The sequence below is a fragment of the Falsiruegeria mediterranea M17 genome (assembly GCF_900302455.1).
GTDB classification, from domain to species: domain Bacteria; phylum Pseudomonadota; class Alphaproteobacteria; order Rhodobacterales; family Rhodobacteraceae; genus Falsiruegeria; species Falsiruegeria mediterranea.
On record NZ_ONZG01000007.1, the window covers coordinates 119,204 to 145,415 of the forward strand.

Consider the following 26,212-nt stretch of genomic DNA (forward strand, 5'->3'; position numbering starts at 1 on the left):
TGCTAAGGTGGCTGAACATTTGACTTTTTTCGGAGTTTCTCTTGGAAAACAACGCACTGAATCAAGCCGGGGATTTGATATCGCACATTGGCTACGAAGTGGTCGATCTTGTTATTTCCTTTGCAGAGACGCTTACCAAATCTGAGAGTTCACCTGGTATTGTTGCGCTGCTTCTGGCAGCCGCACTGGTCATCACAAGCGTGACTTACTCCGTTCGGTGCTCTCGGCGTCTCAAGGCGATCCGCGAGATGCAAAGTATTGTAAGAGAATACGAGGGAATATCCGAATTCGCAGAGAGTTTCGAGAGTTTCAGAAGCAGATTGGATGAGAAGAAGGAAACCAGCAAAACATGGTTTACTCTTTGGCAGTCATGGGATGAATTTCGAGAAACAATTGTTCCTGACGACCTCGACGGACCAGTCATCCTCAGGAATTCCATTCGCCCGACGTCCTTTTTGAATGTGGAAGACCTTGGCTTTGGGCCGGGGCTTTATCGGATACTACCCAATACCTTTGTCTCGCTCGGTCTGTTCCTCACGTTCCTCGGACTGGTTGCCGCCCTAAATCAATTTGCTGGAACGATGGGAAAAGAAGGAACTTCAGGAGGGATGGACCAAGCCATGCAGAGCTTCATGATGATTGCGTCTGCCAAATTCATCATGTCCTTGGTCGGTCTTCTTTGTTCAATTTTGTTTACAGTACTCCTGAGAAACCGAATTGGGGCGATCGATCGGGAACTCCACCAATTATGTTTGCTCATCGAAAGGCGCTTGGTATTCGTCAGCCTTGAGGATCTTGGTTTTCGTCAGCTTCGCGCCGCGACAGAGCAAAGAGAACACCTGCGTGAGATCGGTTTTGGCATGGTCGCGGAATTGAAGAAGCCACTTGATGCACTGCCTGAGCATATCACGAATTCTATCTCGGAGCGCATTGATCCCATCTTTGAAAAAGTTTCATCCATGGGAACCTCCAACATGGAAGGCCTGGTAGGTGACTTGTCCACGCAACTTTCTCATTCTGTGGGCAACGCCCTCAATCGAGCCAGCGAGTCTCTTGGGGAAGCATCTGATCGCATCGGATTGATGGTAGACAGAATGAACTCCTCTAATGCGCAAGCGGGTGAAGGACTTCAGAGCGCTTTGGGTGAGATGGCTAAGGCTCTTGGAGACATACGCACGCAAGTAGCCGCAGCCGGAGAAACTGCTTCTTCGGCAATGACCGAAGGTGCCGAGAAGTTGCTCGGTGTAATGAATGAAACCCTTACAGGCATCCGCGACAACACTTCCCAAGGAGCAGACGCAATGCGGGTGGCGGCGGAAGACATGCGAAAGGCTTCGGAAGGTTTCCGCGAACAGCTTTCAGCAGCGACAGCGGAGAGCGTGACTGCCGTAGAGGCCCGTATGGAAGAAAGTTCTCAGAGTGCTGGAAAAGCGATCGAGGGCGCCGGTCAGGCCTTACTGACGGCTTTTGACGCAACCAGTCAGGACATCGCGCGTCTTGGCCACGAAATGGGCGAGACCATCGGCGACGACCTTATTGCTCGCATCGGTACGGTTGGGGAGCGACTGGAAAGTATGGCGGCAGCCATCCAGAATGGTGCGGATGGAGCCCGGAGCGCCGCGACAGGTCTTAAGGATGGTGCGAACGCAATCGCTGGCGCCTCCACAACTTTCAACACCGCAAGTCGAGATCTTATCGCTGCGTCAGAACCTATTCGATCCTCCCATGATCGAATAGAAGCAGGTCTGCGGAAACTTGGGACAACCGTTGAAAACGTTTCCGACACCTTGATGAAGAATTCTTCTCAGATCGCTCAAAATGCCAGCCACGTGCTTGAAACCGCACAATCTGCTCTTGGGAGCGAACGTGAGGGAATTCGGGGATCACTGGAAGCGACCCGAGCGGCACTGGCTCAACTTTCCGAAGAGGCCGAAAAGCTCGATCAGATTGACGAGATGCTGGGTAGAGCCCTTCTACAGTACAACACCCAACTCGAGGCTGCGTTGGGCTCTGCCCAGGACCACGTATCCCAGATGCGTGATACGCTGGCACCCGGCATCGACACCTTGAAGAGCGTGGTCGACCAAGCCGAAAGCTTTATGCCTGCTCAAACACGGAGAGCCTGATGCGCGCGCAAGCAAGACGGGTCTCTCATGAAGAGGAAGAAGAAAGCGCGTTCGTGTCGATGACCGATATGACGGTTGGGTTTCTATTTATCATCATGATCTTGCTGGCATTTTTCGCCAGTCAAATGCGAGATTCCGATACTGTTTCTCGATCAGTTTTCGAAAAGGTTTTGGCCGAGCGTGATATATGGCGTGAACGGGCCGAAACCCGAGCTGAACGAATTTCACAACTTGAAGAACAAGTCTCTCAGCTCGAAAAAGAGCGCGACGAGTTGAAGCTTCAGCGTGATGATCTTCAAGAAAAGCTGAGGCTCGCACACGAGAAGATTGACGAGCAAGACGCAAAAATCGCGGACCTCAAAGCGCACATAGCGGAACTTGAACAGCTAATTAAGAAATTGAAGACACAGCTTTCTGAGAAGGAGCAAAAAATCCAAGAACTCCAAAAGCGCTTGGAAGAATTGGAAGCGGCAGACCCCCTCGAAGTTTACCTGGCCCAAGTAGCTCAAACCCGGCGAGAGGTTCTCGTGCGTCTGAAGGATGCGATCCAATTGGATTTCCCCACTCTGCAGGTTGAACTAAGCGAAGAGAGTGATGCACTGCGTTTCCAAGGCGAAGGATTATTTGCGTCTGGTCGCTCAGCCTTCACCTCGGACAAGCGTCGCATCGTCGAAAAACTCGCACAGCGCCTTGACCAGGTGCTGCCCTGTTACACGATCGGGGAAAAGTCCAAATTCAACACCACCTGCAATCCGGGTTTCGTCATGATCGAAGCTGTGCAGATCGAAGGTCATACCGATATTACTGGCTCGGACAGACGAAACCGCGAACTTTCGACGAACCGTGCAAACAATACCTTCTTTGCCATGACCAATGCAGCTCCAACGGTCATGGAACACCGAAACCTCAAGGCACAACCCGTCTTGTCTGTCGCCGCCTATGGGCCTGACCGCCCAGTGGCGACCAATGAAACACCAGCCGGAAGGGCCACGAACCGTCGCATCGATTTGCGCTTCATTATGGTAACTCCTCAACGCTTGGAGGGTATTGAGACAATTCGGGCGGCACTTGAAGGCCTTAGTGGGGACGAACAATGAAAGGCAGCGACGTTCTGAGTAATCGTCCTGCAATGACCGTGCACGCCATGCCGGCGCTCGACCCAATCCGAAGCGCAGTTGGACGTGTCCTGAAACGTTGGCCCGACGCGGTCAAAGTTCCTCAAGACCACAACAGAGAGCGCATGGCGATGGAGATGCTAAACCGTGTGCAGCGCTGGTCCTGGGATGGTGTGAAAACGTCTTTCATCAATTCCGCTGCCGTCGCGGTGTTCGACAGCCAAAGACGCGAGCGGGCCGACCTTGCCCAAGTGCGAGACTTCTATCTGGCAGAAATTAACGCGCGGCCTGCCGGCGCCTTTCTGAATGCGATGGTCTGGGTATATATCGACAGTTTTTCCCCTAAGGCATCCCATACGCGGGATTTGGCCAAAGCCCTGAACGCCAGGAAAGATTCACTTGGCGCACGAGCACAATCCCTTGTCGGCGAGATCCCAGACTTCTTCTCTCCCTCTCGCACCGCCAGCGCACTTGGGAAAGTCATGCAGGAATCTTCCGATCCTTTCGTTCACCTAAAAAAAATCGGCTTCCGGACACCCCACGGTACTGGGCTATGTCAGCATGCACATCAAGATTTCATAGAACGGATTACTCCCAAGCTCCGAGACAAAGACGCTCGGGATCAACTGTACCGATGGCTCATGCCAAACGAGGGATCGGTGCTTCAAACCGGTGCGACAAAGGCCGTTGAATCCCTACTCTCGGTTTGGCGAGACAAAATGCCCTCTGACGACGTCAGACACGAAATCAGTGAAGCCATAATTGGCGCCTACAACGATCCTCGCATCCACCATGGTGGGATCTGGCCAGGCTTCGACCCTGACCTTCGCGAGGTCTTGATGCGCTGGTTGACCAAGCAGGATATGAAATTCTTCTGCGATACGGTCACGGCCACCCAATCAAGCCACCATTGGCCTCCGAGGCGCGATTTCTGGCTGAACCTTTATGATGATGGAATGATAGACGAAGCCTGGGTGGCGTTCGGGTCAAGCGCCAGGCGATACGCCCAGACAAATCTGGTGAAATCAGGGACCACCGATCTGAAACACCGTTTCGGGCGGCAGTTGGATCGAGGCGGAAGCACATCGCTTCTCATCATGCGCATTGGGAGAAAAATTGTCGTAGATGGGTGCCACAGTTACAAAACCCATATTTTCGACAAAGACGACCCCAAAGCCCCGAAACTCTATGGTACTTACTACTACTGCGATGACATCATGCGTAGTTCCAGGCGGTCAAAGCCTCACAACTCCATCCCGAGCTGGAAGAATTGGGTGATGCAATATGTCTGACTCCTGCCCTGTCGCCAAAGTCTCTGAAGACGGTGTTGAGATTAGTTTTCCGAAAGAAAAGCGTGGCTTCCTGAACCGCTTCTTATCTTCTCGTGATGACACAAATTCCTTCCTACACCTTCCTGATGATCAGCGTGATCTACTCTTCGCCATTGCCGATCTCAGAAACTGGGGCGACTTGCACGAGAACGAGGTTCAAATTGAAAATGACTTTCTGCGCATTTCACACAATGCTGCGGCCAACCTTTCTTCGAATGCAGCCCAAACCCTTGGACTACCGGTAGACGTTGACCTAACTCTCAAAACGGACGTAACCGGCGTGTTAGGACACCCTGATTTTCGCCTCCACTACGAGTGGCACAGGCAAGGACAGCGGGAAATGCCACGACGAACTGGAGCATTTCTCGAAACCGCTCGTGGGATACGCAGGATCCCGCTCTGGATGAAGCGTGCACTGGACCTTGCGGACGGATTTGATCCCAACCGTCCGCTTGAAGAGCATTGGTCGGCATTGGCAGAATTCCGGCGTGCGCTGGAGCCCGATGAGATCATTCCAGACAGTCTGCCCGAAAACCAGCGGATGGCCGGGTTGGCCATGACGGCGTTTCTTCGCGGATTGCAGGTTCGCATTGCCAACCGGTTTTCAATTTCACCAGATCGCACTTTAGGGCACTTTGACATTATCCCCTACTCATCCGACAGCCTTGAGAACAATGCCATTTCCGAAGACGATATCTCCGAAAGCGACGCCGAACTGGAAGGTGAACCGCTCGCGGCATTTCAGTACAGAGTACAAGCCATCGGGGTTCGCCCAGCCTATCAACTCGGGAACAATTCCTACCTCGTAATTGACCGATCCAGCACCCCGGTCCTTGAGGAAATGGTACGCGTACAGAATTCTGATCGAAACGAACGCAAGGCGTTCATCGAGAATCCGCGTACGTTCATCACAGAGGCTGTCAGTCGGCATCTAAAGGAAAACGGGGCTCTCGACGACCTCGACGAGGCCGAACAGCAGGAAGTGATTGAGGCAACTGCTGGCCCCGCGTTCATCGAAAGCGTTGAATACTCAGAGCGTGTGACTGGCGTTGTCATTTATGAGAAACCAACAGGCGACCGAGAGGGTAGCGGCACAGCCTGGCTTCCCGAAGTATTCCCGGAACACATAGTTGACGCCATTGCCGAAATGCCCACTGCAGATCTCAAAACTCTGCGCGACCGAATGGCTGCAAGCCTCGAGACCAGCAACCAACCCATTGCTGCTATTGCGGGCCAAGAGGTAGAGGTGACGGCGGCCAGGCTATCAGCCGTATCTGGCGAGCTAAATCGACGTGAGGCAGAGGATTCCGATCAAGAAATATCTTCTGATATTGAGGGTGAAGAGGACCTACATCCTGGTCCAATCATTCTCGATACACTGGACAATTTCGAAGAATTGTCGTGGCATGCCAAGCTGCATCCAAGGCATTCCGCCTTACCGATTTCTATCCCCGAAACCATCACGACTAAGCTTCGTCAGCACCAAATCGAGAGTTTCAACTGGGCAGCACAAGCTTGGTCAAGTGGACTACCCGGGATACTCAACGCAGATGAACAAGGGCTCGGCAAAACACTACAATCGATAGCTTTCCTGAACTGGCTTCAGGCTCACATGCAATCATCCGACGCTGAAGATCGAGGCCCGATCCTGATCGTTGCCCCCACATCTCTACTCCGAAACTGGGAAGAAGAAGTGGAAAGGCACGTGGCACCTCGAAAGTTCGGCCACCTCGTTCGACTTTATGGCTCGTCTCTCTCCGGACACAAGCAGTCCGGGGCGCAAGGGACCGAAACCGGCAGTGGAATTCCCCTACTGGATTTCGAGTGGTTAACCGAAGCGATCGAGGAAGCGCGGGCTCACCGTTACTGGTTCCTAACCACCTATACTACGCTGGCAAACTATCAGCACTCTCTCGGTCGCATTCGCTTCTCAGCGCTTGTCATGGATGAGATCCAGAACATAAAGAATAAGGACACCATTGCCTCAAAAGCCGCTGAGGCAATGAACGCCGATTTTCGGATTGGTCTTACGGGTACCCCGATCGAAAACTCCGCGATGGACCTATGGACAATCATGGATCGCATTGCCCCCGGAGCGCTCGGTTCGGGGACGGATTTCAAATCAAGGTACAGAGATCCCGACGAAAGCAACATGGCCGAGTTGCACGACAGAGTTTTCAAGGGGCATGGTGGGCATCCCCCCTTGGGCCTTCGACGCCTGAAGGATGAAGTTGCCCGTGATCTACCCGCTAAGCAACGACTGCTTCATCCCCGGATCATGCCCAAGGTCCAATCTCAGGTATATGACGAAGCACGAGAGAAGCTTGCTGAAGGGAGCCGTGGAGCAGCATTGAAAATGTTGCACCACATCCGCTCAGTGTCAGTCCACCCAGGGCTTGCCAAGACGGTTCACCCCGAAGACTTTGTGAAAATGAGCGCGCGCTTATCGGCAACTATGGATATCTTGAAAGGAATTGCCGGAAGAGGCGAAAAGGTACTGGTGTTCATTGAACATCGCGAGATGCAATTCCGCTTTGCTGAACTTGTACGGCACTTCTTCGGACTTGAACAAATAGACATCATTAACGGTGACACCCCAATCCCGAAACGCCAAGCAATTGTGAACCGTTTCCAGAGCAACTTGGATCACGACACTGGCTTCGATCTTCTTGTCCTCGGACCGAAAGCTGCGGGAACAGGCCTTACGTTAACAGCGGCAACACACGTCATTCATCTTTCTCGTTGGTGGAACCCGGCCGTGGAAGAACAGTGCAACGATCGAATCCATCGAATTGGTCAGACGCACCCTGTAGAAGTCCATGTACCCTTGGCCATACACCCAGAATACGGCGAGCATTCATTTGACTGCCTGCTCCAAAGTCTCATGCAAAAAAAGCGAAAACTGGCTTCACAAGCACTATGGCCCATGGGCGACACAAGGGGCGACCTTTCCGGGCTCCAATCAGGATTGGAAGCATTACGAGACGCTCGAACCGGGAACGTTATCTCGACCAGCATGCAGGCAATGTTTCAACGGGATGGTCTCTCGCAGCCTACTCAAAACGAACAAGGAGCCTACTTGATGTTGTGAAGAATTCTGCCTGCCTTCCGAACAACCAGATGAACGAAACTCTTGATAACACTCCCTACATAGATGGCTGGAAGCGGAAAGTTCGCTGTTGATAGAGCTGCCCAAGCCCTGTTGTTTCGCTCGTAATGTCGACTGTTAGAGACGAAAATATTTTCTTTGGATCTCCATTTCAGGTGAAACTGATCAAGGCAACCAAGGGACGCGCCGCAAACACCATGAATATCAAAGACTTTTCCTAAACTCCGTGACAACGTATCAAGGATGGAGCATTGTGCGACGAACTGACGATACCAGGCGATGACAATTCAAACTGCTGAAACCCTGTTGTCCGAACAAGAAATTCTGTCTTGGTGGTCCTCGGAACGTGGACGCGTAGACAGGGAATGTCGCGCGGCGGCAGAGCGTTTCATCAAGAAAGCCTGCGATCAGATAGAAGAGCTGACCCTCAAACAGGTGCTACTCCCGTCCGAGCAGAGGAAGCATATTGAGCGCGGACTTCAATCGGACATCAACATGTTCAACCGTCGCATGGAGCGCTCTTTGCAAGACGCCCTGTCGGATTCAATCGAGAAAATCGAAGGACTTGAACAGTTTTCGAGCAACTCCCTTCGGGATAACGCCACTTTGGCAGCAGGCGGCGCGGTCGGCTTTGGCGCCATTGCGATCGCGGCTGCGGCGCCTGTCATCGCTACGACGACAACGGCGACAACCTTTCTTGGTTTTTTTGCAACGGGCACGTTGGTGACCTTTTCGTGGCCTGTTTTCGCGATTGTCGGCGTTACCGCGGGAGCGGCGGCCCTAACTTCTCCGACACTGGTTTCAAAGGGGCGAAGGGGGATTCAGGCGCGTTTCAAGGCGCATATCAAGAAAACTGTGGAACAGAGCTTGATGTCTTCGGGTGGGAAAGAACCAACCGGAGGAACGCGGACGATCTTGTTCCACGAACTGGACAGGGCGAGAGATCTTCGCCTTGAACGCCTCATAACAAAATAGGTTCTTCATGCAGCACATCCTCGCGCGCATCCCCCCAGAATTGATCGAAAAAGTCGCCGAAGGCTCGGCAGAGCGCATCGGCATGGTGGTCAGGGACGCCACGACAAAGAAAATCATGGCGCATCTTCAGGAAACGAGCGCAACTCAATCGATCGTAAAGACGGTGATGGAACAAGCCGGCGGCGTATTGCAAAGCACGATCCCCGATCCACTGGCTGCCGCCTCGGGGTTGGTGACCGTAGTCCAGAACGAGCAGATCAAGGGCCGCATTGATGCGCTGCAAACGATGATGGGGGGTATGCAAGCCCTGCAAACCGCGACCATGGTGTCTTCGGTCGTCGGTCTCGGCGTGACCGCCGCCAGCACCGCGCTCATTCTGTCGCGTCTCAAGAAGATCAATCAAAAGCTCTCGCATATCGAAGACAAGATTGATGCCGCACGCGCACTTCACGAGGATTGGGATCTCCATCGGACGCTTAGATCGGTCGAGGTTCAATTGGAACGTTTGGCCGAGGCCGAATTGAGTGGCAAACCGAACGCGGTGCTGTCGACAACGGAACATGAACTGCACAAGGGGTTCGGTGAACTGCATCGCGGCACGATCCACATTCTGAACCGTGAGCAGGTAGACCCAGATTTCCTTACCTTGCTACTTTCGGCCCTTGCTCTTTCGGGTTCCGCGCAGTTCCAGGCCCTGTTGCGGCTGGACGAGCTTCCGCGGGCGCATACACGCGCAACCGTGCAGGCAAGTCATCTTCGAGAAATCGCTTTCGCCATGCCCCAGGACAAGCTTGCCGAAAAATTCGGACAACAAGCTGGCGCATCTGAAAATGTCGACGCCCTCGTCGGAGAAATACGCCTGCGTATAGCGTCACTACCGGGTTTGGCCGAAACACTGACGCTTCAGCGTATTCGCGGCCCGGAGTATCTCGAGGTCGCACAAGACGAAGAGGTCGAACCGCTTTTGGTCCTTGCGGCCCCAGGCACGGGCGATAGCCGCTGATCCGGGCAACCCGTGCCAAGCATCCTCGGCGGATACTTGCGTTGGGCTGAGCCTGCCGCAACTTCGTGACAATCTCTTCGGGCTTCAGTCGCTTGTTTGCCATTCTTGGTCCTCCGTTTCCTAAACATAGCGGTGGACCAGTTCAGTTGGGGAGGCTCAAAGGAAGGAACGTAAGATCAAACCGTGGGATCGCACACCTACACGAGGTGTCAGATTTAGCTTTGAAGTCTCTTGCGGGCGGGGAGGCTATGGGTCGCACAGCCAAATACCAGCCGGACCCAATGAAAAGGGGCGGTCCAGACTTGCGCGACGACGCCTGATTGAATAGTGGTCAAACGAGGGGCAGCTGACGGGAATTTCATGCAGCGTAGGCTTTCAATTGCCTTGGTGGTTACCCTTCTGCCTACGGCGTTCCTTTGGCTCTGGAAGTTGACCTATGGCTTTTCCGACTGGGCCGCTATCTGGCTGCTCTTTATAGCAGCCATGATATTTCTGGGGAATTGGTCGATCACCATTGATCGTTGGAAGGCCGAACGCGGAATATTTCTAAGGTCTGGGTCGTGGCTTGCAGGGTGGCTCACCGGACGGACGGGAGCATTTCTCTCCTCAACGCTGTTGGTTTTTCTGCTCGTGCCGGCGTTGGCCTGGAATGCGTTGACGATGTCAGGAGCTGAGGTTGTCGTTTCTCTTGCCCTGGTTTTCGCATCGGCCTGGCTTTTCCTTTGGATGCAGAGTTTTCTGATCAGGCATTTCATCCCTCCCTTCGACAGGATTGTCGCAACCGGACCGAGCGCATGGATGGTTGGATTGCCTTTCTCGATCATCCTCTTTTTCGTCACATGGTATGCCCAGAGCATTCCTGCAGAAATGCTCACTGCGGACTTTTCCGTTACGCTGCGGTCCAGGTTGGGCGAACTTCCGGAAAGACGCGGCTGGATTTCTGAGATGCTTGCCTTTGGCTACGCCTTTGAAGCATCAAAAATGTGGCTGGTGGTGCAGATGAGGGACTATCCCCTTATCGCGATTTTGTTCAATCTGGACATGGCGTTGTTCGGCTTTTTTGCTGCAAGGGCAAGCGTGGTCATGACGCATTTTGTTGAAACACATTACCACGGAACGCCGAATGCCCCAGTCTGAAGAAGCCCCAAAAGACAACAGCAATACCGAAGGCCACAAAAGACCAAATCTGTCACGCTGGTTCTGGGGAACCATTGTTCTTTTGCTTGTGACTACGGTCAGCCTTGAGCTTTTTGCAGCCTGGCAAGCTGGTCGACAAGGCGTTGAAAATGGCAGTGGCAGCTCTGTCGATCAGACAGGGAAGAACGCTAAGCAGGTGGAACAGTGGTTCAATACGGCGAATGAGGAAGCAAGAAAGGTCAGGGAGCAGATACCTGGCCTCTTGGAAGAGGCCTATGCGCCAGTCTATGCAGGCATCCCGAAGTATATGGATTTTCACTATTCTCTGACAGGCGAGTGGCTGGAATTGGGCGCGGCTGCGATAGGGAACCTGGGAGGCGGTCTGGAGGAACATCTCTTCGACGGTTTTGATACGCGTTTAGGCGCTGTGTCAGAACACCTCGCGCTGGAATTTGACCAAATATTTCAGAAGGCGCTGGATGAGGCTATGGCCGCTGAGCCGGGCGGGGCAGAGGCATTCGGGCCTGTGGCAACCAGAGCCTTGCGAGATTCCCAAAATCGGATGAAGAAAACGACGGGAACCGTCGGCGTCGTCCTGGTGGGGGGGGCGACTTTGAAGGTATTCACCACAGCGTTCGCGAAGAAGCTTGCCATAAAGCTCGCAGCAAAGGTGGGAACAAAAACCGGAATGAAATGGGCTGCCACTGTCACTGGCGGCGCGGCTTCTTCTGCTGCCTGTTCATGGACAGGGCCGGGGGCTGTGGCCTGTGCCGTGGTCGGAGCTGCTATCACATGGGTTGTCACGGACGTGGCAATGATAAATCTGGATGAATATGTTACGCGCGACGATTTCGAGCGTGATTTGCGCGCGCTTATCGACGATCACAAAAAAGAGACCCAACATGCGATGGAGCAAATGCTGGCCAGCAAGATCCTTGCTGTCGAAACTGAGCGCAAGGTCGTCGTCAGAGACATCTCCCTGTCTGAGTTGAAGGATGCGGATCGATTGATGGTTTGCGAGGCGGCGGCCAGCATTCTTGGTCGCTACGTTGAAATTCGTGGCAATCTGCAAGCGCGCTCGTCGACGAATATCGCGTCCTTCCAAGCCGATTTGAGGGCGCAGGAGACCAGCTATCTTCTGGCCCCCTGGATTGACACGATGAAGGCCGCAATCACCGATCAGGACCTTCGCCCCTGGATCTTCGGTCCGGTAATCTTGAATGTCGATTTTCCAGACGAGTTGCATGAAGGGCGCAAGATATGGGGTGAACTTCGTCTCGCAGAAACGGTTATTGAATTCGTCAAAACGGAAAGCGATTCGGACGGAAAATACAGCCTGAGAGCGGACGTTGGAGAGAAAATCGTTCTTGAGGGAAAGCGGCGGCTTGAACTGGAACTGGTTCAGGATCGAGGCTGGACCTCATGGAACCGGGACTTTGAGGGCATTGCCTGGCTTGATGTCTCTGAAAATTTTTCCAAAGGCTCGGGCATTGCTCCGAAAGCGGCGATCTCGCTGACTATGGCCTCGGTGAATAAAGGGGGGCCGGCTCCACGGGTTGAGGTCGTGCTGATCCCGGGCGGGGCGATATTGCCCGGTCGTGAACTGCCGAAGTTTTGCACGCAATAGTCTTTTGAGCAGCCCCATTTGAGTGGTCCAAATTGAAAGTTAGTGCATGGTTGGCCTGGGCTGCTACCCTTGTTCGGACCACCCGGCTGGAGATTTTCCGGGGTTTGTGCTCAGGGCGTTTGCTGCATCTCTGAGCCATTCATCAGCGTGATCGGTGGGTTGTTCCCGATTGCGCTGTGTGGACGAACTTCGTTGTAGTCTCTACGCCACTCCTCCATTTTTGATCGGGCGTCGTCAAGGCTCATTGATCAGCCAGCGCAATCACTTCCTGCTCCAGGCGAGCAATGTCCAACGCGTCTGCCAAGGGCACCCAGACTGCCTTGCAATACTCGGCGACAAATTCATTACGCAGTTTCTTCGCGATATCACCGTCGGCCTTGGTCGCGGGGTCGTTCCGCTGTCGCCACATCCTGCCGGTTTTGTACATGCGCGAGAAGTAGTGGCTGGTTGTCTCGGAACCCGTGCGATGACGCTGGTGGATCCGCTTGTAGAAGGTTTCACTCTCTGACGTCGTGGACCCGATGTAGCGGAGGTCGCCGAAATGGTCGACGAGGCCATAGATCCCCCGACAATCCCTGGGCGCCATCGCGGTCGGCTGAGGCGTAGCCTCGAGAAGTTGCTCCAAGATTTCCTTTGCATCGGGCGTGTCCGATCCGCGGCTGAGGAAATTCATCATGTTTCAAAACCCGTGCGTCCTGCCGCGACTTTCTTGTCGCGGGAAATTCCGGGCCAAGGGAAGCTTCAATCCAACGGAAGATCAACAGCCGAAAGTGTCCATGGCGATATATTCCAGCCCCATCCCTTTCAACCTTCTCAATTTGAACTGCGATGGCACAGTACCTGTTGCACGCGACTCCACATTATGGCACCGTCAGTGGCACACGTAGAGTCCACGATGATATCGGTCGAGATTTTTCGTTTGAAATCATAAGGTTTTACGGCGAGGATGATGTCCCTACCGCCGGAGCCATAAAAAGCCCTCAAGTTGTAGTGACTTGAGGGCTTTTTTGCTGACTTGTCAACGGCCTCTTCAGTCAAGATCATGGCCAGCACAGAGATGACTACGCTTCTATCAGCGGCCCTGTTCTTTGCTTCTTCTTAGCGGGCTCCGCAGCGCAGCCACGCACGAAACACGCCCTTTTTTCAGACCAGAGGCCATACGGCGGAAAACTCCACACTGCTCTTGATTCAGCCCGGACCGAAGGCGGTCGGGAAGTCCAGAGAATGAAGAAATGAGCCGAAAACCCACGCCCGTGCGCAACACGCGCAATACGTTGAAATATCGTGGTATTTTGGGATATGGCTCCGGCGGTAGGGATCGAACCTACGACCAATTGATTAACAGTCAACTGCTCTACCGCTGAGCTACGCCGGAACGGTGCACGCCGTATAGCAACCGCATTTGGGGACGTCCAGAGGCGAAAGAAAAAAATTTGCGAGTTGAAGGCCTGTCCAAGTGAACCGCGGAAATCGATGTCCCAAGCCGCATAAATGAGCCCCTCCTCGAGCACACAGGAAACTCGAGATTACTCTCTTTTGACCGGGTTTATTTTGGCCAAGCCCACGGTCATCGAAATCCCGCGCCCGCTGCTCCAAGTACGGCGAGCCGAACCACTTCCGAACGGAGCTTTCGCATTCTGCCGGGGCAACTCTAAGTTCTTGGCGCGGGTGCGTTCAGCGACCAGCAACACGCCTGTCACCTACAATGGATGAAGAACGAGTTGCTGCAGCAATCTGTGTCTCATCGCAGCGCACTCGGCAATTTTCGCGTTTCTTCGGCGGCTGCCCATCTTCCGAGCTGACTTTGGCCGTGGAATTTGTGTTGACTAGGTGACCGACAACCTAAAGGGTCGATGTAAGTTTCATTTAATAAATTCAGGAAATTCAATTATGTTAGACAATTCCGTTTTCCAACTTTCCCATCTCAACGGCACCAACGGGTTTCGCCTCGATGGGATTGATGCGCTAGACTTCAGCGGTATCTCTGTTGCCTCTGCCGGCGATGTGAATGGGGACGGGTTTGATGATATCCTCATTGGTGCGGAGAATGGCGACCCAAACGGAGAAAGTAGCGCTGGGGAAAGTTATGTGGTGTTTGGCGCGGCAACTGGATTTGGCCCTTCGCTATCGCTGGCCGATCTGGATGGCACCAACGGCTTTCGCCTCGACGGGATCGACGCAATTGACTGGAGCGGTAGTTCTGTTGCGTCTGCCGGGGATGTAAACGGTGACGGGTTCGATGACATAATCATCGGTGCACGACTTGCTGACCCAGGCGGACAAATTAACGCGGGAGAGAGCTATGTGGTCTTTGGTGCAGCCTCTGGTTTTTCTGCCTCGTTGTCCCTGTCGGATCTGGATGGCAGCAACGGCTTTCGTCTCGATGGGGTCGATTACGGTGATTTCAGTGGTAAATCTGTTGCGTCTGCCGGGGATGTGAATGGCGACGGCTTTGATGATGTTCTTGTCGGAGCAATTGGAGCCGATCCAAACGGACAAATTAACGCGGGAGAGAGCTATGTGGTTTTTGGCACGAACGCGGGCTTTGCGCCTTCCCTGTCGTTGAGCGATTTGGATGGCAGCAACGGCTTTCGCATTTCTGGAAAAGAGGTGAATGACCGCATCGGTGACTCCGTCTCCTCTGCCGGGGATGTGAACGGCGACGGGTTTGATGATATCCTCATTGGTGCGCCCTATGCCGACCCAAGCGGAGAAAGTAGCGCTGGGGAAAGTTATGTGGTGTTTGGCGCGGCAACTGGATTTGGCCCTTCACTATCGCTGGCCGATCTGGATGGCAACAACGGGTTTCGCCTAGACGGGATTGATCACAATGACTTCAGCGGCCTCACGGCTGCCTCTGCCGGGGATGTGAACGGCGACGGGTTTGATGATATCCTCATTGGTGCGTCCCATGCCGACCCAAACGGAAAAGGTAGCGCTGGGGAAAGTTATGTGGTGTTTGGCGCGGCAACTGGATTTGGCCCTTCGCTATCGCTGGCCGATTTGGATGGCCGCAACGGGTTTCGCCTAGACGGGATTGATCACAATGACTTCAGCGGCCTCACGGCTGCCTCTGCCGGGGATGTGAACGGCGACGGGTTTGATGATATCCTCATTGGTGCGTCCCATGCCGACCCAAACGGAAAAGGTAGCGCTGGGGAAAGTTATGTGGTGTTTGGCGCGGCAACTGGATTTGGCCCTTCGCTATCGCTGGCCGATTTGGATGGCCGCAACGGGTTTCGCCTAGACGGGATTGATCCGGGTGACCGCAGCGGCCTCACGGCTGCCTCTGCAGGGGATGTGAACGGCGACGGGTTTGATGATATCCTCATTGGGGCACGCTATGCTGATCCAAATGGTCAAGATCAGGCCGGAGAAAGCTATGTCGTGTTTGGCTCCGCAAACGGCTTTGGTGGGGCGACCCCCGTTCTGGGCACCGCCGCCAATGACTGGCTGACCCTGCCCGCGGACTGGCGATTGGGTCTGCGCCAAATCGACGGCGGCGATGGCACCGACATGATGTCCTTTGCCGGACTTGATGCAGGCATCTATGCCAACACCACGACCGGTCAGGCCAACAGCGGTTTCGCCAGCGCGCCTTTCGATCTCATCATGACGTCCATCGAAAACGTCTCCGGCACCAGCCACGCGGACATCTTCAACGGCTCGGACCGGGCCGAGGTCTTTCGCGGGTTGGGCGGTCAGGACACCTTCTATGGCAGCCACGCCGGGGTCGACACCTATCAGGGCGGCGGCAGCAGCGACACGCTCACTTACATTCAGTCCGGCGAAGGCGTGTCCGCCTCTCTGTTTCGGGGCCGAGGCTGGAGCGGTGACGCCCAGGGCGACCTGATCTTAGAAATCGAGAATCTGACCGGCACCAACCACGATGATTTCCTGTGGGGCGATCATGGCGACAACAAACTGACGGGCGGCCATGGCGATGACGAGATCGTGGGCGCAGGTGGCGATGATTACATCCTTGCCGGCCACGGCACCGATACGATCATCTATTCGGGCAACAGATCGGACTACACCATCCTCCAGAACGGCATCCGCACCGAGGTGATCGACACATTGGGCCGCGACGGCCACGACGTGATCGGCCACGCCGAGGTGCTGCAATTCGCCGACGGGGATTTCATTCTGTAAGGCGCAGGTCCAATCACACCTGAACACGAGGCACTGCAGCGCTCTGTGTTTCGCCGTGCGACGTTCTGCGTCGCGCTAAACGCTGACTTATGACCTTTCTGAGCTTGCAATAGTTCTGTAAGAATCGCGAAATAGAACAGCCGTTCAATTCATATTCACTTGGATCGTCACTGGGGAGGAGGCACCACATGGATTTCGCGCTTACCGAGGAACAGACCGCCATTTTCGACATGGCCCATCAGTTCGGACAAGAGCACATCGCACCTTTTGCCCGCCAGTGGGAGGCCGAGGGCACCATCCCGAAGGAGCTGTGGCCCCAAGTAGGCGAGCTGGGGTTTGGCGGGCTCTATGTCTCGGAAGAGGCCGGCGGCTCGGGCCTGACCCGGCTGGACGCGACCCTGGTGTTCGAGGCGCTCAGCATGGCCTGCCCCTCGGTCGCGGCCTTCCTGTCGATCCACAACATGTGCGCCAAGATGCTCGACAGCTTTGGCGATGAGGCGCTGAAGGCACGGATCATGCCGGATGTGCTGAGCCTGAACACGGTGCTCAGCTATTGCTTGACCGAACCCGGCTCGGGCTCGGACGCCGCCGCGCTCAAAACCCGCGCGGAACGCACCAATGAAGGCTATACGCTCAACGGGACAAAGGCATTCATCTCGGGTGGCGGCTATTCCGACGCCTATGTTTGCATGGTGCGCACGGGTGAAGATGGGCCAAAAGGCGTTTCGACCGTTTATGTCGAGGATGGCACCGCAGGCCTGAGTTTTGGTGGGCTCGAGGACAAGATGGGCTGGAAAAGCCAGCCAACCGCGCAGGTGCAATTCGATGACTGCAAGGTGCCTGCGGGCAACCTGGTTGGGACCGAGGGCGACGGGTTCAAATACGCGATGATGGGTCTGGATGGTGGGCGTCTGAACATCGCGTCGTGTTCGTTGGGGGCGGCGCAAACCGCGATGAACCTGACGCTGCAATACATGTCCGAGCGCAAGGCATTCGGCAAATCCATCGACCAGTTCCAGGGCCTGCAATTCCGTCTCGCGGATATGGAGATCGAGCTGCAAGCCGCCCGTGTCTTCCTGCGCCAAGCGGCGTGGAAGCTGGACCAAGGCGCGCCGGATGCGTCCAAACACTGCGCCATGGCAAAGAAATTCGTAACCGAGGCCGGATCAAAGATCGTCGATCAATGCCTGCAACTGCATGGCGGCTATGGCTATCTGGCCGACTATGGCATCGAAAAGCTGGTGCGCGATCTGCGGGTGCATCAGATCCTGGAAGGCACCAACGAGATCATGCGCGTGATCACCGCCCGCCACCTGCTGGCCAACCGCTGAAAGAGCTGACATGAGCGACATCGACATCCGCGTCACCGGCCGTGCGGGCCGCATCACTCTGACCCGGCCTCAGGCCCTGAATGCCATGAGCTATGACATGTGCATGGCCATTGATGCCGCCCTGCGCAATTGGCGCGAGGATGACGCGGTTGATCTGGTGATCTTTGACGCCGAGGGCGACAAGGCGTTCTGTGCCGGCGGCGACATTGCCGAGCTTTATGACACCGGCACCAAGGGCAATTTCGAGTATGGCCGCACCTTCTGGCGCGACGAATACCGGATGAACGCGCTGCTGTTCGAATACCCCAAACCCGTGATCAGTTTTTTGCAGGGCTTCACCATGGGCGGCGGGGTTGGCATCGGCTGCCATGGCTCGCACAGGGTGGTCTGCGAAAGCTCCAAGATTGCCATGCCGGAAAATGGCATCGGTCTGGTCCCGGACGTGGGCGGCACCTTGATGCTGGCCCTGGCACCGGGTCGGTTGGGCGAATACCTCGGGCTCACGGCAGGGCGCATGGGCCCCGGCGATGCGATTTTTACCGGGTTCGCCGATCACTTTATCCCGCGTGACAGCTGGGGCGATCTGATCGCCATGCTCGAGGCGTCGGGCGACGCGTCGCACGTGGAAACCCACGCGCAGCCCGCCCCCGAGAGCGTGCTAGAGGCGCAGATGCCCCAGATTGACGAGGCGTTTGGCGGCGAGAGCCTGGGTGACATCCTGAACACGCTGCGCACGCTGGATAGCGATTTCGCCGCCGACACGCTCAAGACGATGTCGCGCATTTCGCCCCTGTCGATGGCCTGCACCATCGAGATGCTGCGCCGCCTGCGTGGCCCGTCGTTGACCATTCGCAAGGCGTTGGAGCTGGAGTACCGCTTTACATATCGTGCGATGGAGCATGGCGATTTCCTGGAAGGCATCCGCGCACAAATCATCGACAAAGACCGCAACCCGGCCTGGCAGTTTGCCGACCAAAACGTGCCCGTTGCAGCGGTGTCGAAAATGCTGCAGCCATTAGGCAAAGACGCATTGTCATTCGAGGAGGAGAAACAGGGTATGAAGATCGGGTTCATTGGACTTGGAAACATGGGCGGCCCCATGGCCGCCAACCTGGCCAAGGCCGGCCACGAGGTCACCGGCTTTGACATGGCAGACGTCGCCATCGACGGCGTGAGCATGGCCGATAGCGCCGCTGCAGCGGCGGCGGGCGCGGATGTTGTCATCACCATGCTGCCCAACGGTCAGATCCTGCGCGCAGTGGCCGCAGATGTGATCCCGGCGATGGCGGCGGGCGCGGCCCTGGTCGATTGCTCGACCGTGGACGTCGACAGCGCCCGTGCGGTGGATGCCGATGCGGCGGCGGCTGGCCTTTTGTTCGTCGATGCACCGGTATCGGGCGGCATTGGCGGCGCTGCTGGCGGCACGCTCACCTTCATGGCGGGCGGCAGTGCGGATGCCTTCGCCAAGGCCGAGCCTCTGTTCGATATCATGGGCCAGAAGGCCGTGCATTGCGGTGACGCAGGGGCCGGTCAGGCCGCCAAGATCTGCAACAACATGATCCTTGGCGTCACCATGATCGCCACGTGTGAGGCCTTTGCTCTGGCCGACAAGCTGGGTCTGGATCGGCAAAAGATGTTCGATGTGGTGTCGACCTCGTCGGGCTACAGCTGGACCATGAACGCCTATTGCCCGGCACCCGGCGTTGGCCCGCAAAGCCCGGCCGACAATGACTATGCCCCTGGGTTTGCCGCCGACCTGATGCTCAAGGACCTGCGCTTGTCACAGCAAGCGGCGGAAAGCGCCGATGCAGACACGCCGATGGGTCAGCTGGCACAGGCGCTTTATGCGCAGTTTGTCGAGGGCGAGGATGGCGCAGGCAAAGATTTCAGCGCCATGCTGCCCCGGTTCGAAAAGCGCGGGCGCGAATAACACGCGCCTGCGATGGTGCGCGCCGACCCTTGGCGCGCACCAAACAACTTTCTGTCGCAAACAGACAACGCATCTGCTGGCGCCGCCTCTAGGCTCGGGTCAAACGACCGGAGTTCCAGATGCCCACATTCGACCGTTTCACCGCTGACCTGACCTGTGCCGACCTGCCTGAACCGGTCTTGAAGGTCCTGCGTCGCAGCTTTCTCGACACCATGGGCGTCGCGGCGGTCGGGTCCACCACACAGCTTGCCGACATCGCCCGCAAAGGCGCCGCCGCGCTCTTTGGCGTGACCGAAGCAGGCCCGGCCCGGATGATGATGAACGGAACCGCAGTCAGCCCCGCAGGTGCAGCCATGGCCGGGGCCCTTACCATCGACAGCATCGACGCGCACGACGGCACCTCGCCCTGCAAAGGCCATGCCGGATCGGCGATCTTCCCTGCCCTCATGGCCGTCGCAGACGCGCAGGAGCAACCCGCTACGGGGGCCGAGTTGGCCACCCTCCTCGCGATCGCTTATGAGGTCAGCTATCGCGCGGGATTGGCGCAGCACGCCACCTGCGCCGACTACCACACCTCGGGCGCCTGGACGGCTGTCGGGGTCGCCGCCGCCGTGGCCCGTCAATTGGGCGGCGATGCCAATGTCATCCGTCACGCGGCGGGCATCGGCGAATACCACGGCCCCCGCAGCCAGATGATGCGTTGCATCGACCACCCCACCATGGTCCGCGACGGTGTGGGTTGGGGCGCGCCGTCGGGTGTGACAGCCGCCTATCTGGCGACCATGGGGTTCACCGGGGCCCCTGCCCTGACCTGCGAAGGTGACGATGCCGCCGAATTCTGGACCGACTTGGGGGATGGTTGGAGGTTGGTCGAAGACACCCACTACAAACCCTACCCCTGTTGCCGATGGGCGCACCCGGCGCTGGACGCCGTGGCCGAATTGATGTCTGGTTACAATCTGACCCACAACCAGGTGGCCGAGGTCGAAATCCGCACTTTTCACAACGCCACCCGATTGGCGGGTCACGAACCGGCCACGCCGGACGAGTTTGCCTATTCCATCGCTTTCCCGGTCGCGACGCAGATCGTGCGCGGTCAGGTCGGCGTGCCGGAACTGGCCCCGGAAACCCTGACCGACCCAGACATTCTGCGCCTGAGCCGGGCAACAACGCTGATCGATGATCCCCACTTCACCAAAATCAGCGTCGGCAAACGGTGGGCGCAAGTGACGCTTGTTCTACAGGATGGCACACGGTTGACGTCCGAGCCCCGCACGCCGCGTGGCGACACCGACCTACCGCTCAGCGATCAGGAGATCTCGGACAAGTTCCACCTGTTTGCCGATCCGGTTCTGGGCCGGACCCGCGCAGATGAGATCGAAGATCTGAGCACGCGTTTCGACAGCCTTTCTGCGCAAGAGGTCTCGCGCCTGTTCGACCTGTGTCTAAACGCCCCCGGTTAACGCCAAACGCGTCGCGTCATCCGCTGGGAACATCAGCTCCACCTTCAACTCGGACATCGCCAGATCGCCGGTTGTACCAAACTGCGCGATGGTCGAAAAGAACGATAAAACTTGATCCCCAAGCCGATAGCGCGCCGGGATGACAGCAGGCAGAACCGCATCATCCCTGGACACTCGCGCCTGCAACGCCTCGACCGCCCGTTCAATCGCCGGATCACGGCCAAAATGCGTAAGTTCCGTTCTGAGCCGTGCCAGCGTATGCCGCTCAACCTCTTCCAGATTGTCCAAAGCGCCCCGCAAAGCTTCATTGCTCACCAAAGCCTCGATCAGACTGTCCCCAAGCTGCAAACCCGACGCGCTCAACATCATCGCCGCCGGGCCATTCATCGCCTCCAGCTGCCAATGTCGGTTCAACGCCATCGCCGGGTATGGCGCATGGTTGTCCAGCATCCATGCCACCGCTTCTTTCAACGGTTTCAGATCCTCGGCGTCGGAGGCGCGAGAGGCATAGGCCGGGGCCATACCCGCCGCTGTCAGCAGTTGGTTGCGACCCGCATTGGGCACGCTCAACTCATCACACAGCCGCAACACCATACCCCGGCTGGGCCGCGCGCGCCCGGTTTCCAGAAACGACAAATGCCGTGCAGACACGCCTGCCGACAGGGCAAGGTCCATCTGGCTCATCCGCCGCGTTGTCCGCCATTCTTTCAGCGCAGGACCAAAATCAGCCATAAAACACCTCCGTGGGTCAGTCTACCGGGACCGCGCCGAAATGCACTTACCTCAGAGGTAATTGTTTTACCTATGTGATACCAGCAAGGGTTGAGGGGACCAAACAGGAGACCCTGACATGACCGACACCAAAACTGCCCACAACACCACCCAGTGGCTCAAATCCACAGCCGTGTTCTGCATCGCGATCGGTTTGGCCATGGCGATGGCCCCGTTCACCTTTCTTGCCCCCGCTCTGAGCTTCTTTGTGGACCTGGCCCATCTGCCGCTTGACGGCGCACAACAGATCAATACCGACACAGAGGCGCTGCTGAGCGCCATCAGTGGTGGATTGCTGTGTGGATTGGGTGCGGCCGTCTGGCTGATCACCGACCAGCTTTATGCGCGCGATTCCGCCTTGGCGCGGCGCATGATCACTCTCACTCTGCTGGCGTGGTACGTTCCCGACAGCCTGGGCTCACTCGCGGCTGGGGCCTGGTTCAATGTGGTGATGAATTCGGGATTTTTGGCGCTTTTCCTTGTGCCGATCCTGATGACACGCACAAGCCAAGAGGCGGTCGCTTGAACCGCCCCTTCGTTTTTTCAGAAATGCCAGGGAAAGAGGGGCTAAGCCCCTCATCCAATCATTCCGCCGCGACCCGTTCCGGATTCAGCATCGGTTTCAGGTAGTGCCCGGTGTGGCTGCCTTCACATTCCGCAACCTCCTCGGGCGTGCCTTTGGCCACGATCCGACCACCGCCATCACCGCCCTCGGGGCCGATGTCGATGATGTGGTCAGCGGTTTTCACCACGTCCAGATTGTGTTCGATCACCACCACCGTGTTGCCCTGGTCGACCAATTCATGCAGCACTTCCAAAAGCTTGCGAACGTCTTCGAAATGCAGACCTGTTGTTGGTTCGTCCAGTATGTAAAGCGTGCGCCCAGTTGAGCGTTTCGACAACTCCTTGGACAGCTTCACCCGCTGCGCCTCGCCACCTGACAGGGTCGTAGCCTGCTGGCCCACCTTGATATAGCCAAGCCCCACACGGGCCAATGCATCCATCTTGTCCCTGATCGAGGGCACCGCCTTGAAGAAGTCTTGCGCGTCTTCGACCGTCATATCCAATACGTCGGCAATGGACTTGCCCTTGAACTTGATCTCAAGCGTTTCACGGTTGTAGCGCGCGCCCTTGCAGGTCTCGCAGGTGACGTAGACGTCTGGCAGAAAGTGCATCTCGATCTTGATGACACCGTCACCCTGACACGCCTCACACCGGCCGCCCTTGACGTTAAAGCTGAAGCGGCCGGGTTTGTAGCCGCGCGCCTTGGCTTCGGGCAATCCCGCAAACCAGTCGCGGATCGGGGTGAAGGCTCCGGTGTAAGTCGCTGGATTTGAACGTGGTGTTCGCCCGATGGGACGCTGATCGATGTCGATCACCTTGTCCAAATGCTCCAGTCCCTTGATCGTCTCGCAGGGCGCCGGTGTCTGCCGCGCGCCGTTCAGGCGCATCGAGGCGGTCTTGAACAGCGTTTCGATCGTCAGCGTGGACTTGCCACCACCCGACACGCCCGTCACGCAGACAAATTTGCCCAGCGGGAAATCCGCCGTGACCTTTTTCAGGTTGTTGCCAGTGGCTTTGACCACCGTAAGTGTCTTGCCATTGCCAGACCGTCGCTCAATCGGGACCGAAATTTCGCGCACGCCAGACAGGTACTGCCCGGTGATCGAAGCTGCGTCATTTGTTATGTCTGCCGGTGTCCCGTGGCTGACCACTTGCCCGCCATGGACACCCGCCCCCGGGCCGATATCAAAAACATAGTCGGCCTCGCGAATGGCCTCTTCGTCGTGTTCGACGACGATCACCGTGTTGCCCTGATCGCGCAGGTTCTTGAGCGTGCCAAGCAGCCGGTCATTGTCGCGCTGGTGCAGGCCAATGGACGGCTCGTCCAGCACGTACAGAACCCCGGTCAAACCCGAACCGATCTGGCTGGCCAGACGGATGCGCTGGCTTTCACCACCCGACAGCGTACCACTTGAACGTGACAGCGTAAGGTATTCCAAACCAACGTTATTCAGAAACCCAAGACGTTCGCGGATTTCTTTCAGAATAGCGCGGGCAATCTCGTTTTTCTGCTGACTCATATGCTCGGGCGCGCTTTCGACCCAGGCCAGAGCCTCGCGGATCGACATCTGAACCACCTGCCCCACATGCAGGCCCGCGATCTTGACCGCCAGGGCCTCGGGCCGCAGACGAAACCCTTCGCAGGTGCCGCAGGGACGGTTGTTCTGGTAGCGTTCGAACTCCTCGCGGATCCAGTTTGAATCCGTCTCGCGATAGCGGCGTTCCATGTTGGGAATGACACCTTCGAATACGCGCGTCACCTGATAGACACGGCCGCCTTCATCATAGCGGAACTCGATCTCTTCCTCACCGGACCCATAGAGAAACACCTGCTGCACTTTCTTGGGCAGATCTTTCCACGGCGTGTTCTTGTCAAACTCGAAATGCTTGGCGATGGCCTCGATGGTCTGCAGGAAGTACGGCGACTTTCCTTTGCGCCAGGGCGCCAAAGCCCCGTCGTAGACCTTCAACGTCTGATCCGGCACCACGAGCCGTTCGTCAAAAAACAGCTCAACCCCCAAGCCATCGCAGCTGGGGCACGCCCCAAAGGGTGCGTTGAACGAGAACAGGCGCGGCTCGATCTCGGGGATGGTGAACCCGCTGACAGGACAGGCAAAATTCTCGGAGAACGTGATCCGCTCGGGGTCACCTTCTTTCGGCGCGGTCTCAAGGATCGCGATGCCATCGGCAAGATCAAGTGCGGTACGCAAGCTGTCGGCCAGACGGGTTTCCATCCCCTCACGCACAACCAGACGGTCGACTACAACGTCGATGTCATGGCGGAATTTCTTGTCCAGCGTGGGCGGTTCATCGAGTTCATAGAACTCACCGTCGACCTTCACCCGCTGAAACCCCTGTTTGCGCAGTTCCAGGAATTCCTTTTTGTACTCGCCCTTGCGGTCGCGCACGATGGGGGCCAGCAGATAGCCGCGCGTGCCATCCTCCATGCTGATGATCCGGTCGACCATATCCTGCACCTGCTGCGCCTCGATGGGCTTGCCGGTGGCCGGGCTGTACGGCGTACCCGCGCGCGCAAACAGCAAGCGCATGTAGTCGTAGATTTCGGTCACGGTACCGACGGTCGAGCGGGGGTTTTTCGACGTCGTTTTCTGCTCGATCGAGATCGCAGGGCTCAACCCGCTGATGTGATCCACATCGGGTTTTTCCATCATATCAAGGAACTGGCGCGCATAGGCCGACAGGCTTTCGACATAGCGCCGCTGCCCTTCGGCATAGATCGTATCAAACGCCAACGAGGACTTGCCAGACCCCGACAGACCGGTGATCACCACCAGCTGATCCCGAGGGATATCAACGTCAATGCCTTTGAGGTTGTGTTCACGCGCGCCGCGCACCTCGATGTTCTTCAGCTCAGCCATTCGGGCCCCCTGCACTCAAGTGGTTAAGAGATAGTTGAGCGCAGCCGAGTCTCCAACCGAAAAGTTAGAACAAAGTGAGAACTTGCATTTTTTCGCCGCACAGAGGGGTCAGATTTTTTGCGCCATCGCCCACGAGCAGATGGGCATGTTGGGATCATTTTCCAGCGAATCCGTTTCAGGATCATATTGTGGGGGCCAACGATCTTCGAGATTGCGCAAGGCAGCCTGTTTGTTCCCCCATTGCTCGGCCCGGATGGCATCAGGCGCAAAACCGCATTCGACCAGAAAATTTTTGAGACCCCGAGCCGACCACCGGCTGCAATCCATGGGCGCCGCGTGGAAGGGAACAAAGAAAGGCACCGCCAGCCAGAAGTACCCGCCCGGGCGCAACATCTCATGCACGTTGAGCGTGGCCTCATACGGTCGATCCAAGTGTTCCCACACCTGATTGGCCAGGATGAGGTCAAATTGCCGGATCTTGCCCTCATTATCCAGAAAGGGCGCGGCGCATACATCATACTCAGGGTAATTGAACTGTTCATAGCTGCCAAAGTCGAACATCTTGCCCCACCATCCGGAAATCTCGGCCACCTTCAGTTTCGGTGGATCAAGCTCTCGGATCATGGCGCGGCTGGATCGAGCCATGACAATGCGATTTAGACTGGGCATGACGTGTCCTTTTCTGGGTCACCTGCCCGT

The 26,212-nt window shown here is 56.6% G+C and carries 17 protein-coding genes, 1 tRNA gene and 2 pseudogenes; 14 read left to right on the forward strand and 6 right to left on the reverse strand.

Annotated elements, in window-relative coordinates; genetic code table 11:
* The first annotated feature begins 41 nt into the window (after positions 1 to 41).
* The 8 genes from TRM7615_RS14535 to TRM7615_RS14570 all read left to right on the forward strand — a co-directional run bounded on the left by TRM7615_RS14535 (position 42) and on the right by TRM7615_RS14570 (position 12,423).
* Positions 42 to 2,126 carry a hypothetical protein gene (locus TRM7615_RS14535; protein WP_108788778.1) on the forward strand — a complete coding sequence of 695 codons (2,085 nt, stop codon included), beginning with the start codon at positions 42 to 44 and terminating at the stop codon, positions 2,124 to 2,126.
* Positions 2,126 to 3,223 carry an OmpA family protein gene (locus tag TRM7615_RS14540; RefSeq protein WP_108788780.1) on the forward strand — a complete coding sequence of 366 codons (1,098 nt, stop codon included), beginning with the start codon at positions 2,126 to 2,128 and terminating at the stop codon, positions 3,221 to 3,223. Before TRM7615_RS14535 ends, TRM7615_RS14540 begins: the two co-directional genes overlap by 1 nt.
* Entirely contained in the window at positions 3,220 to 4,533 is a 1,314-nt protein-coding gene (locus tag TRM7615_RS14545) for an EH signature domain-containing protein (protein WP_108788782.1), read from the forward strand. The genes TRM7615_RS14540 and TRM7615_RS14545 overlap by 4 nt, the downstream gene beginning before the upstream one ends.
* On the forward strand, positions 4,526 to 7,663 hold the full coding sequence (locus TRM7615_RS14550; RefSeq protein WP_108788784.1) for a DEAD/DEAH box helicase: 3,138 nt from the start codon (positions 4,526 to 4,528) through the stop codon (positions 7,661 to 7,663). Before TRM7615_RS14545 ends, TRM7615_RS14550 begins: the two co-directional genes overlap by 8 nt.
* A 297-nt stretch (positions 7,664 to 7,960) precedes the next feature.
* Positions 7,961 to 8,656, forward strand: coding sequence for a hypothetical protein (locus TRM7615_RS14555; RefSeq protein WP_108788786.1), 696 nt, complete (start codon positions 7,961 to 7,963; stop codon positions 8,654 to 8,656).
* A gap of 7 nt (positions 8,657 to 8,663) precedes the next feature.
* On the forward strand, positions 8,664 to 9,659 hold the full coding sequence (locus TRM7615_RS14560; protein ID WP_108788787.1) for a hypothetical protein: 996 nt from the start codon (positions 8,664 to 8,666) through the stop codon (positions 9,657 to 9,659).
* A 360-nt stretch (positions 9,660 to 10,019) separates the two neighbouring features.
* The gene (locus TRM7615_RS14565) at positions 10,020 to 10,796 is read left to right on the forward strand and encodes a hypothetical protein (protein ID WP_108788789.1); all 777 of its coding nucleotides are present in this window, start codon (positions 10,020 to 10,022) and stop codon (positions 10,794 to 10,796) included.
* The gene (locus tag TRM7615_RS14570) at positions 10,783 to 12,423 is read left to right on the forward strand and encodes a hypothetical protein (protein WP_108788791.1); all 1,641 of its coding nucleotides are present in this window, start codon (positions 10,783 to 10,785) and stop codon (positions 12,421 to 12,423) included. The genes TRM7615_RS14565 and TRM7615_RS14570 overlap by 14 nt, the downstream gene beginning before the upstream one ends.
* 164 nt (positions 12,424 to 12,587) lie before the next feature.
* Here TRM7615_RS14570 and TRM7615_RS26255 read toward each other — a convergent pair.
* From TRM7615_RS26255 to TRM7615_RS14585, 3 genes and pseudogenes are all read right to left on the reverse strand, one after another.
* Positions 12,588 to 12,668, reverse strand: a pseudogene (locus tag TRM7615_RS26255) (integrase core domain-containing protein); the annotation flags it as partial.
* A complete protein-coding gene (locus TRM7615_RS14580; RefSeq protein WP_207775240.1) occupies positions 12,665 to 13,099 on the reverse strand; it encodes a hypothetical protein in 435 nt (144 codons plus the stop codon). The gene TRM7615_RS14580 and the pseudogene TRM7615_RS26255, both read right to left, overlap by 4 nt.
* Positions 13,100 to 13,723: 624 nt before the next feature.
* Positions 13,724 to 13,798 (reverse strand) — tRNA-Asn (locus TRM7615_RS14585).
* Between the two features lie 515 nt (positions 13,799 to 14,313).
* On the opposite strand from TRM7615_RS14585, the gene TRM7615_RS14590 reads away from it, so the two are divergent.
* The 5 genes and pseudogenes from TRM7615_RS14590 to TRM7615_RS14605 all read left to right on the forward strand — a co-directional run bounded on the left by TRM7615_RS14590 (position 14,314) and on the right by TRM7615_RS14605 (position 21,299).
* Positions 14,314 to 16,575 (forward strand): FG-GAP repeat protein, encoded by a 2,262-nt coding sequence (locus tag TRM7615_RS14590; protein WP_108788793.1) that lies wholly within the window; start codon positions 14,314 to 14,316, stop codon positions 16,573 to 16,575.
* Between the two features lie 188 nt (positions 16,576 to 16,763).
* Positions 16,764 to 17,906, forward strand: coding sequence for an acyl-CoA dehydrogenase family protein (locus TRM7615_RS14595; RefSeq protein ID WP_108788795.1), 1,143 nt, complete (start codon positions 16,764 to 16,766; stop codon positions 17,904 to 17,906).
* A gap of 10 nt (positions 17,907 to 17,916) precedes the next feature.
* Positions 17,917 to 18,882 (forward strand): annotated as a pseudogene (locus TRM7615_RS26165) (enoyl-CoA hydratase/isomerase family protein); the annotation flags it as partial.
* Positions 18,883 to 18,909: 27 nt separating this feature from the next.
* Positions 18,910 to 19,836 (forward strand): 3-hydroxyisobutyrate dehydrogenase, encoded by a 927-nt coding sequence (gene mmsB / locus TRM7615_RS26170; protein ID WP_503100520.1) that lies wholly within the window; start codon positions 18,910 to 18,912, stop codon positions 19,834 to 19,836.
* 119 nt (positions 19,837 to 19,955) lie between these two features.
* Positions 19,956 to 21,299, forward strand: a complete 1,344-nt coding sequence (locus tag TRM7615_RS14605; RefSeq protein ID WP_108788799.1) for an MmgE/PrpD family protein — start codon at positions 19,956 to 19,958, stop codon at positions 21,297 to 21,299.
* On the opposite strand, the gene TRM7615_RS14610 is transcribed toward TRM7615_RS14605, so the two are convergent.
* Positions 21,282 to 22,031 carry a helix-turn-helix domain-containing protein gene (locus TRM7615_RS14610; RefSeq protein WP_108788801.1) on the reverse strand — a complete coding sequence of 250 codons (750 nt, stop codon included), beginning with the start codon at positions 22,029 to 22,031 and terminating at the stop codon, positions 21,282 to 21,284. The genes TRM7615_RS14605 and TRM7615_RS14610 overlap by 18 nt on opposite strands.
* 118 nt (positions 22,032 to 22,149) lie before the next feature.
* On the opposite strand from TRM7615_RS14610, the gene TRM7615_RS14615 reads away from it, so the two are divergent.
* Positions 22,150 to 22,596 (forward strand): excinuclease ABC subunit A, encoded by a 447-nt coding sequence (locus tag TRM7615_RS14615; RefSeq protein WP_108788803.1) that lies wholly within the window; start codon positions 22,150 to 22,152, stop codon positions 22,594 to 22,596.
* 58 nt (positions 22,597 to 22,654) lie between these two features.
* On the opposite strand, the gene uvrA is transcribed toward TRM7615_RS14615, so the two are convergent.
* Positions 22,655 to 25,513, reverse strand: coding sequence for an excinuclease ABC subunit UvrA (gene uvrA, locus TRM7615_RS14620; RefSeq protein WP_108788805.1), 2,859 nt, complete (start codon positions 25,511 to 25,513; stop codon positions 22,655 to 22,657).
* Between the two features lie 108 nt (positions 25,514 to 25,621).
* A complete protein-coding gene (locus tag TRM7615_RS14625; protein ID WP_108788807.1) occupies positions 25,622 to 26,182 on the reverse strand; it encodes a class I SAM-dependent methyltransferase in 561 nt (186 codons plus the stop codon).
* Positions 26,183 to 26,212: the final 30 nt, after the last annotated feature.

Coding starts and splice junctions, on each gene's coding strand:
- mmsB (WP_503100520.1), top strand. CDS start 18,910: ATGCTGCAGCCATTAGGCAAAGACGCATTGTCATTCGAGGAGGAGAAA.
- TRM7615_RS14570 (WP_108788791.1), top strand. CDS start 10,783: ATGCCCCAGTCTGAAGAAGCCCCAAAAGACAACAGCAATACCGAAGGC.
- TRM7615_RS14565 (WP_108788789.1), top strand. CDS start 10,020: ATGCAGCGTAGGCTTTCAATTGCCTTGGTGGTTACCCTTCTGCCTACG.
- uvrA (WP_108788805.1), bottom strand. CDS start 25,513: ATGGCTGAGCTGAAGAACATCGAGGTGCGCGGCGCGCGTGAACACAAC.
- TRM7615_RS14555 (WP_108788786.1), top strand. CDS start 7,961: ATGACAATTCAAACTGCTGAAACCCTGTTGTCCGAACAAGAAATTCTG.
- TRM7615_RS14605 (WP_108788799.1), top strand. CDS start 19,956: ATGCCCACATTCGACCGTTTCACCGCTGACCTGACCTGTGCCGACCTG.
- TRM7615_RS14560 (WP_108788787.1), top strand. CDS start 8,664: ATGCAGCACATCCTCGCGCGCATCCCCCCAGAATTGATCGAAAAAGTC.
- TRM7615_RS14550 (WP_108788784.1), top strand. CDS start 4,526: ATGTCTGACTCCTGCCCTGTCGCCAAAGTCTCTGAAGACGGTGTTGAG.
- TRM7615_RS14590 (WP_108788793.1), top strand. CDS start 14,314: ATGTTAGACAATTCCGTTTTCCAACTTTCCCATCTCAACGGCACCAAC.
- TRM7615_RS14615 (WP_108788803.1), top strand. CDS start 22,150: ATGACCGACACCAAAACTGCCCACAACACCACCCAGTGGCTCAAATCC.
- TRM7615_RS14580 (WP_207775240.1), bottom strand. CDS start 13,099: ATGATGAATTTCCTCAGCCGCGGATCGGACACGCCCGATGCAAAGGAA.
- TRM7615_RS14595 (WP_108788795.1), top strand. CDS start 16,764: ATGGATTTCGCGCTTACCGAGGAACAGACCGCCATTTTCGACATGGCC.
- TRM7615_RS14610 (WP_108788801.1), bottom strand. CDS start 22,031: ATGGCTGATTTTGGTCCTGCGCTGAAAGAATGGCGGACAACGCGGCGG.
- TRM7615_RS14540 (WP_108788780.1), top strand. CDS start 2,126: ATGCGCGCGCAAGCAAGACGGGTCTCTCATGAAGAGGAAGAAGAAAGC.
- TRM7615_RS14625 (WP_108788807.1), bottom strand. CDS start 26,182: ATGCCCAGTCTAAATCGCATTGTCATGGCTCGATCCAGCCGCGCCATG.
- TRM7615_RS14545 (WP_108788782.1), top strand. CDS start 3,220: ATGAAAGGCAGCGACGTTCTGAGTAATCGTCCTGCAATGACCGTGCAC.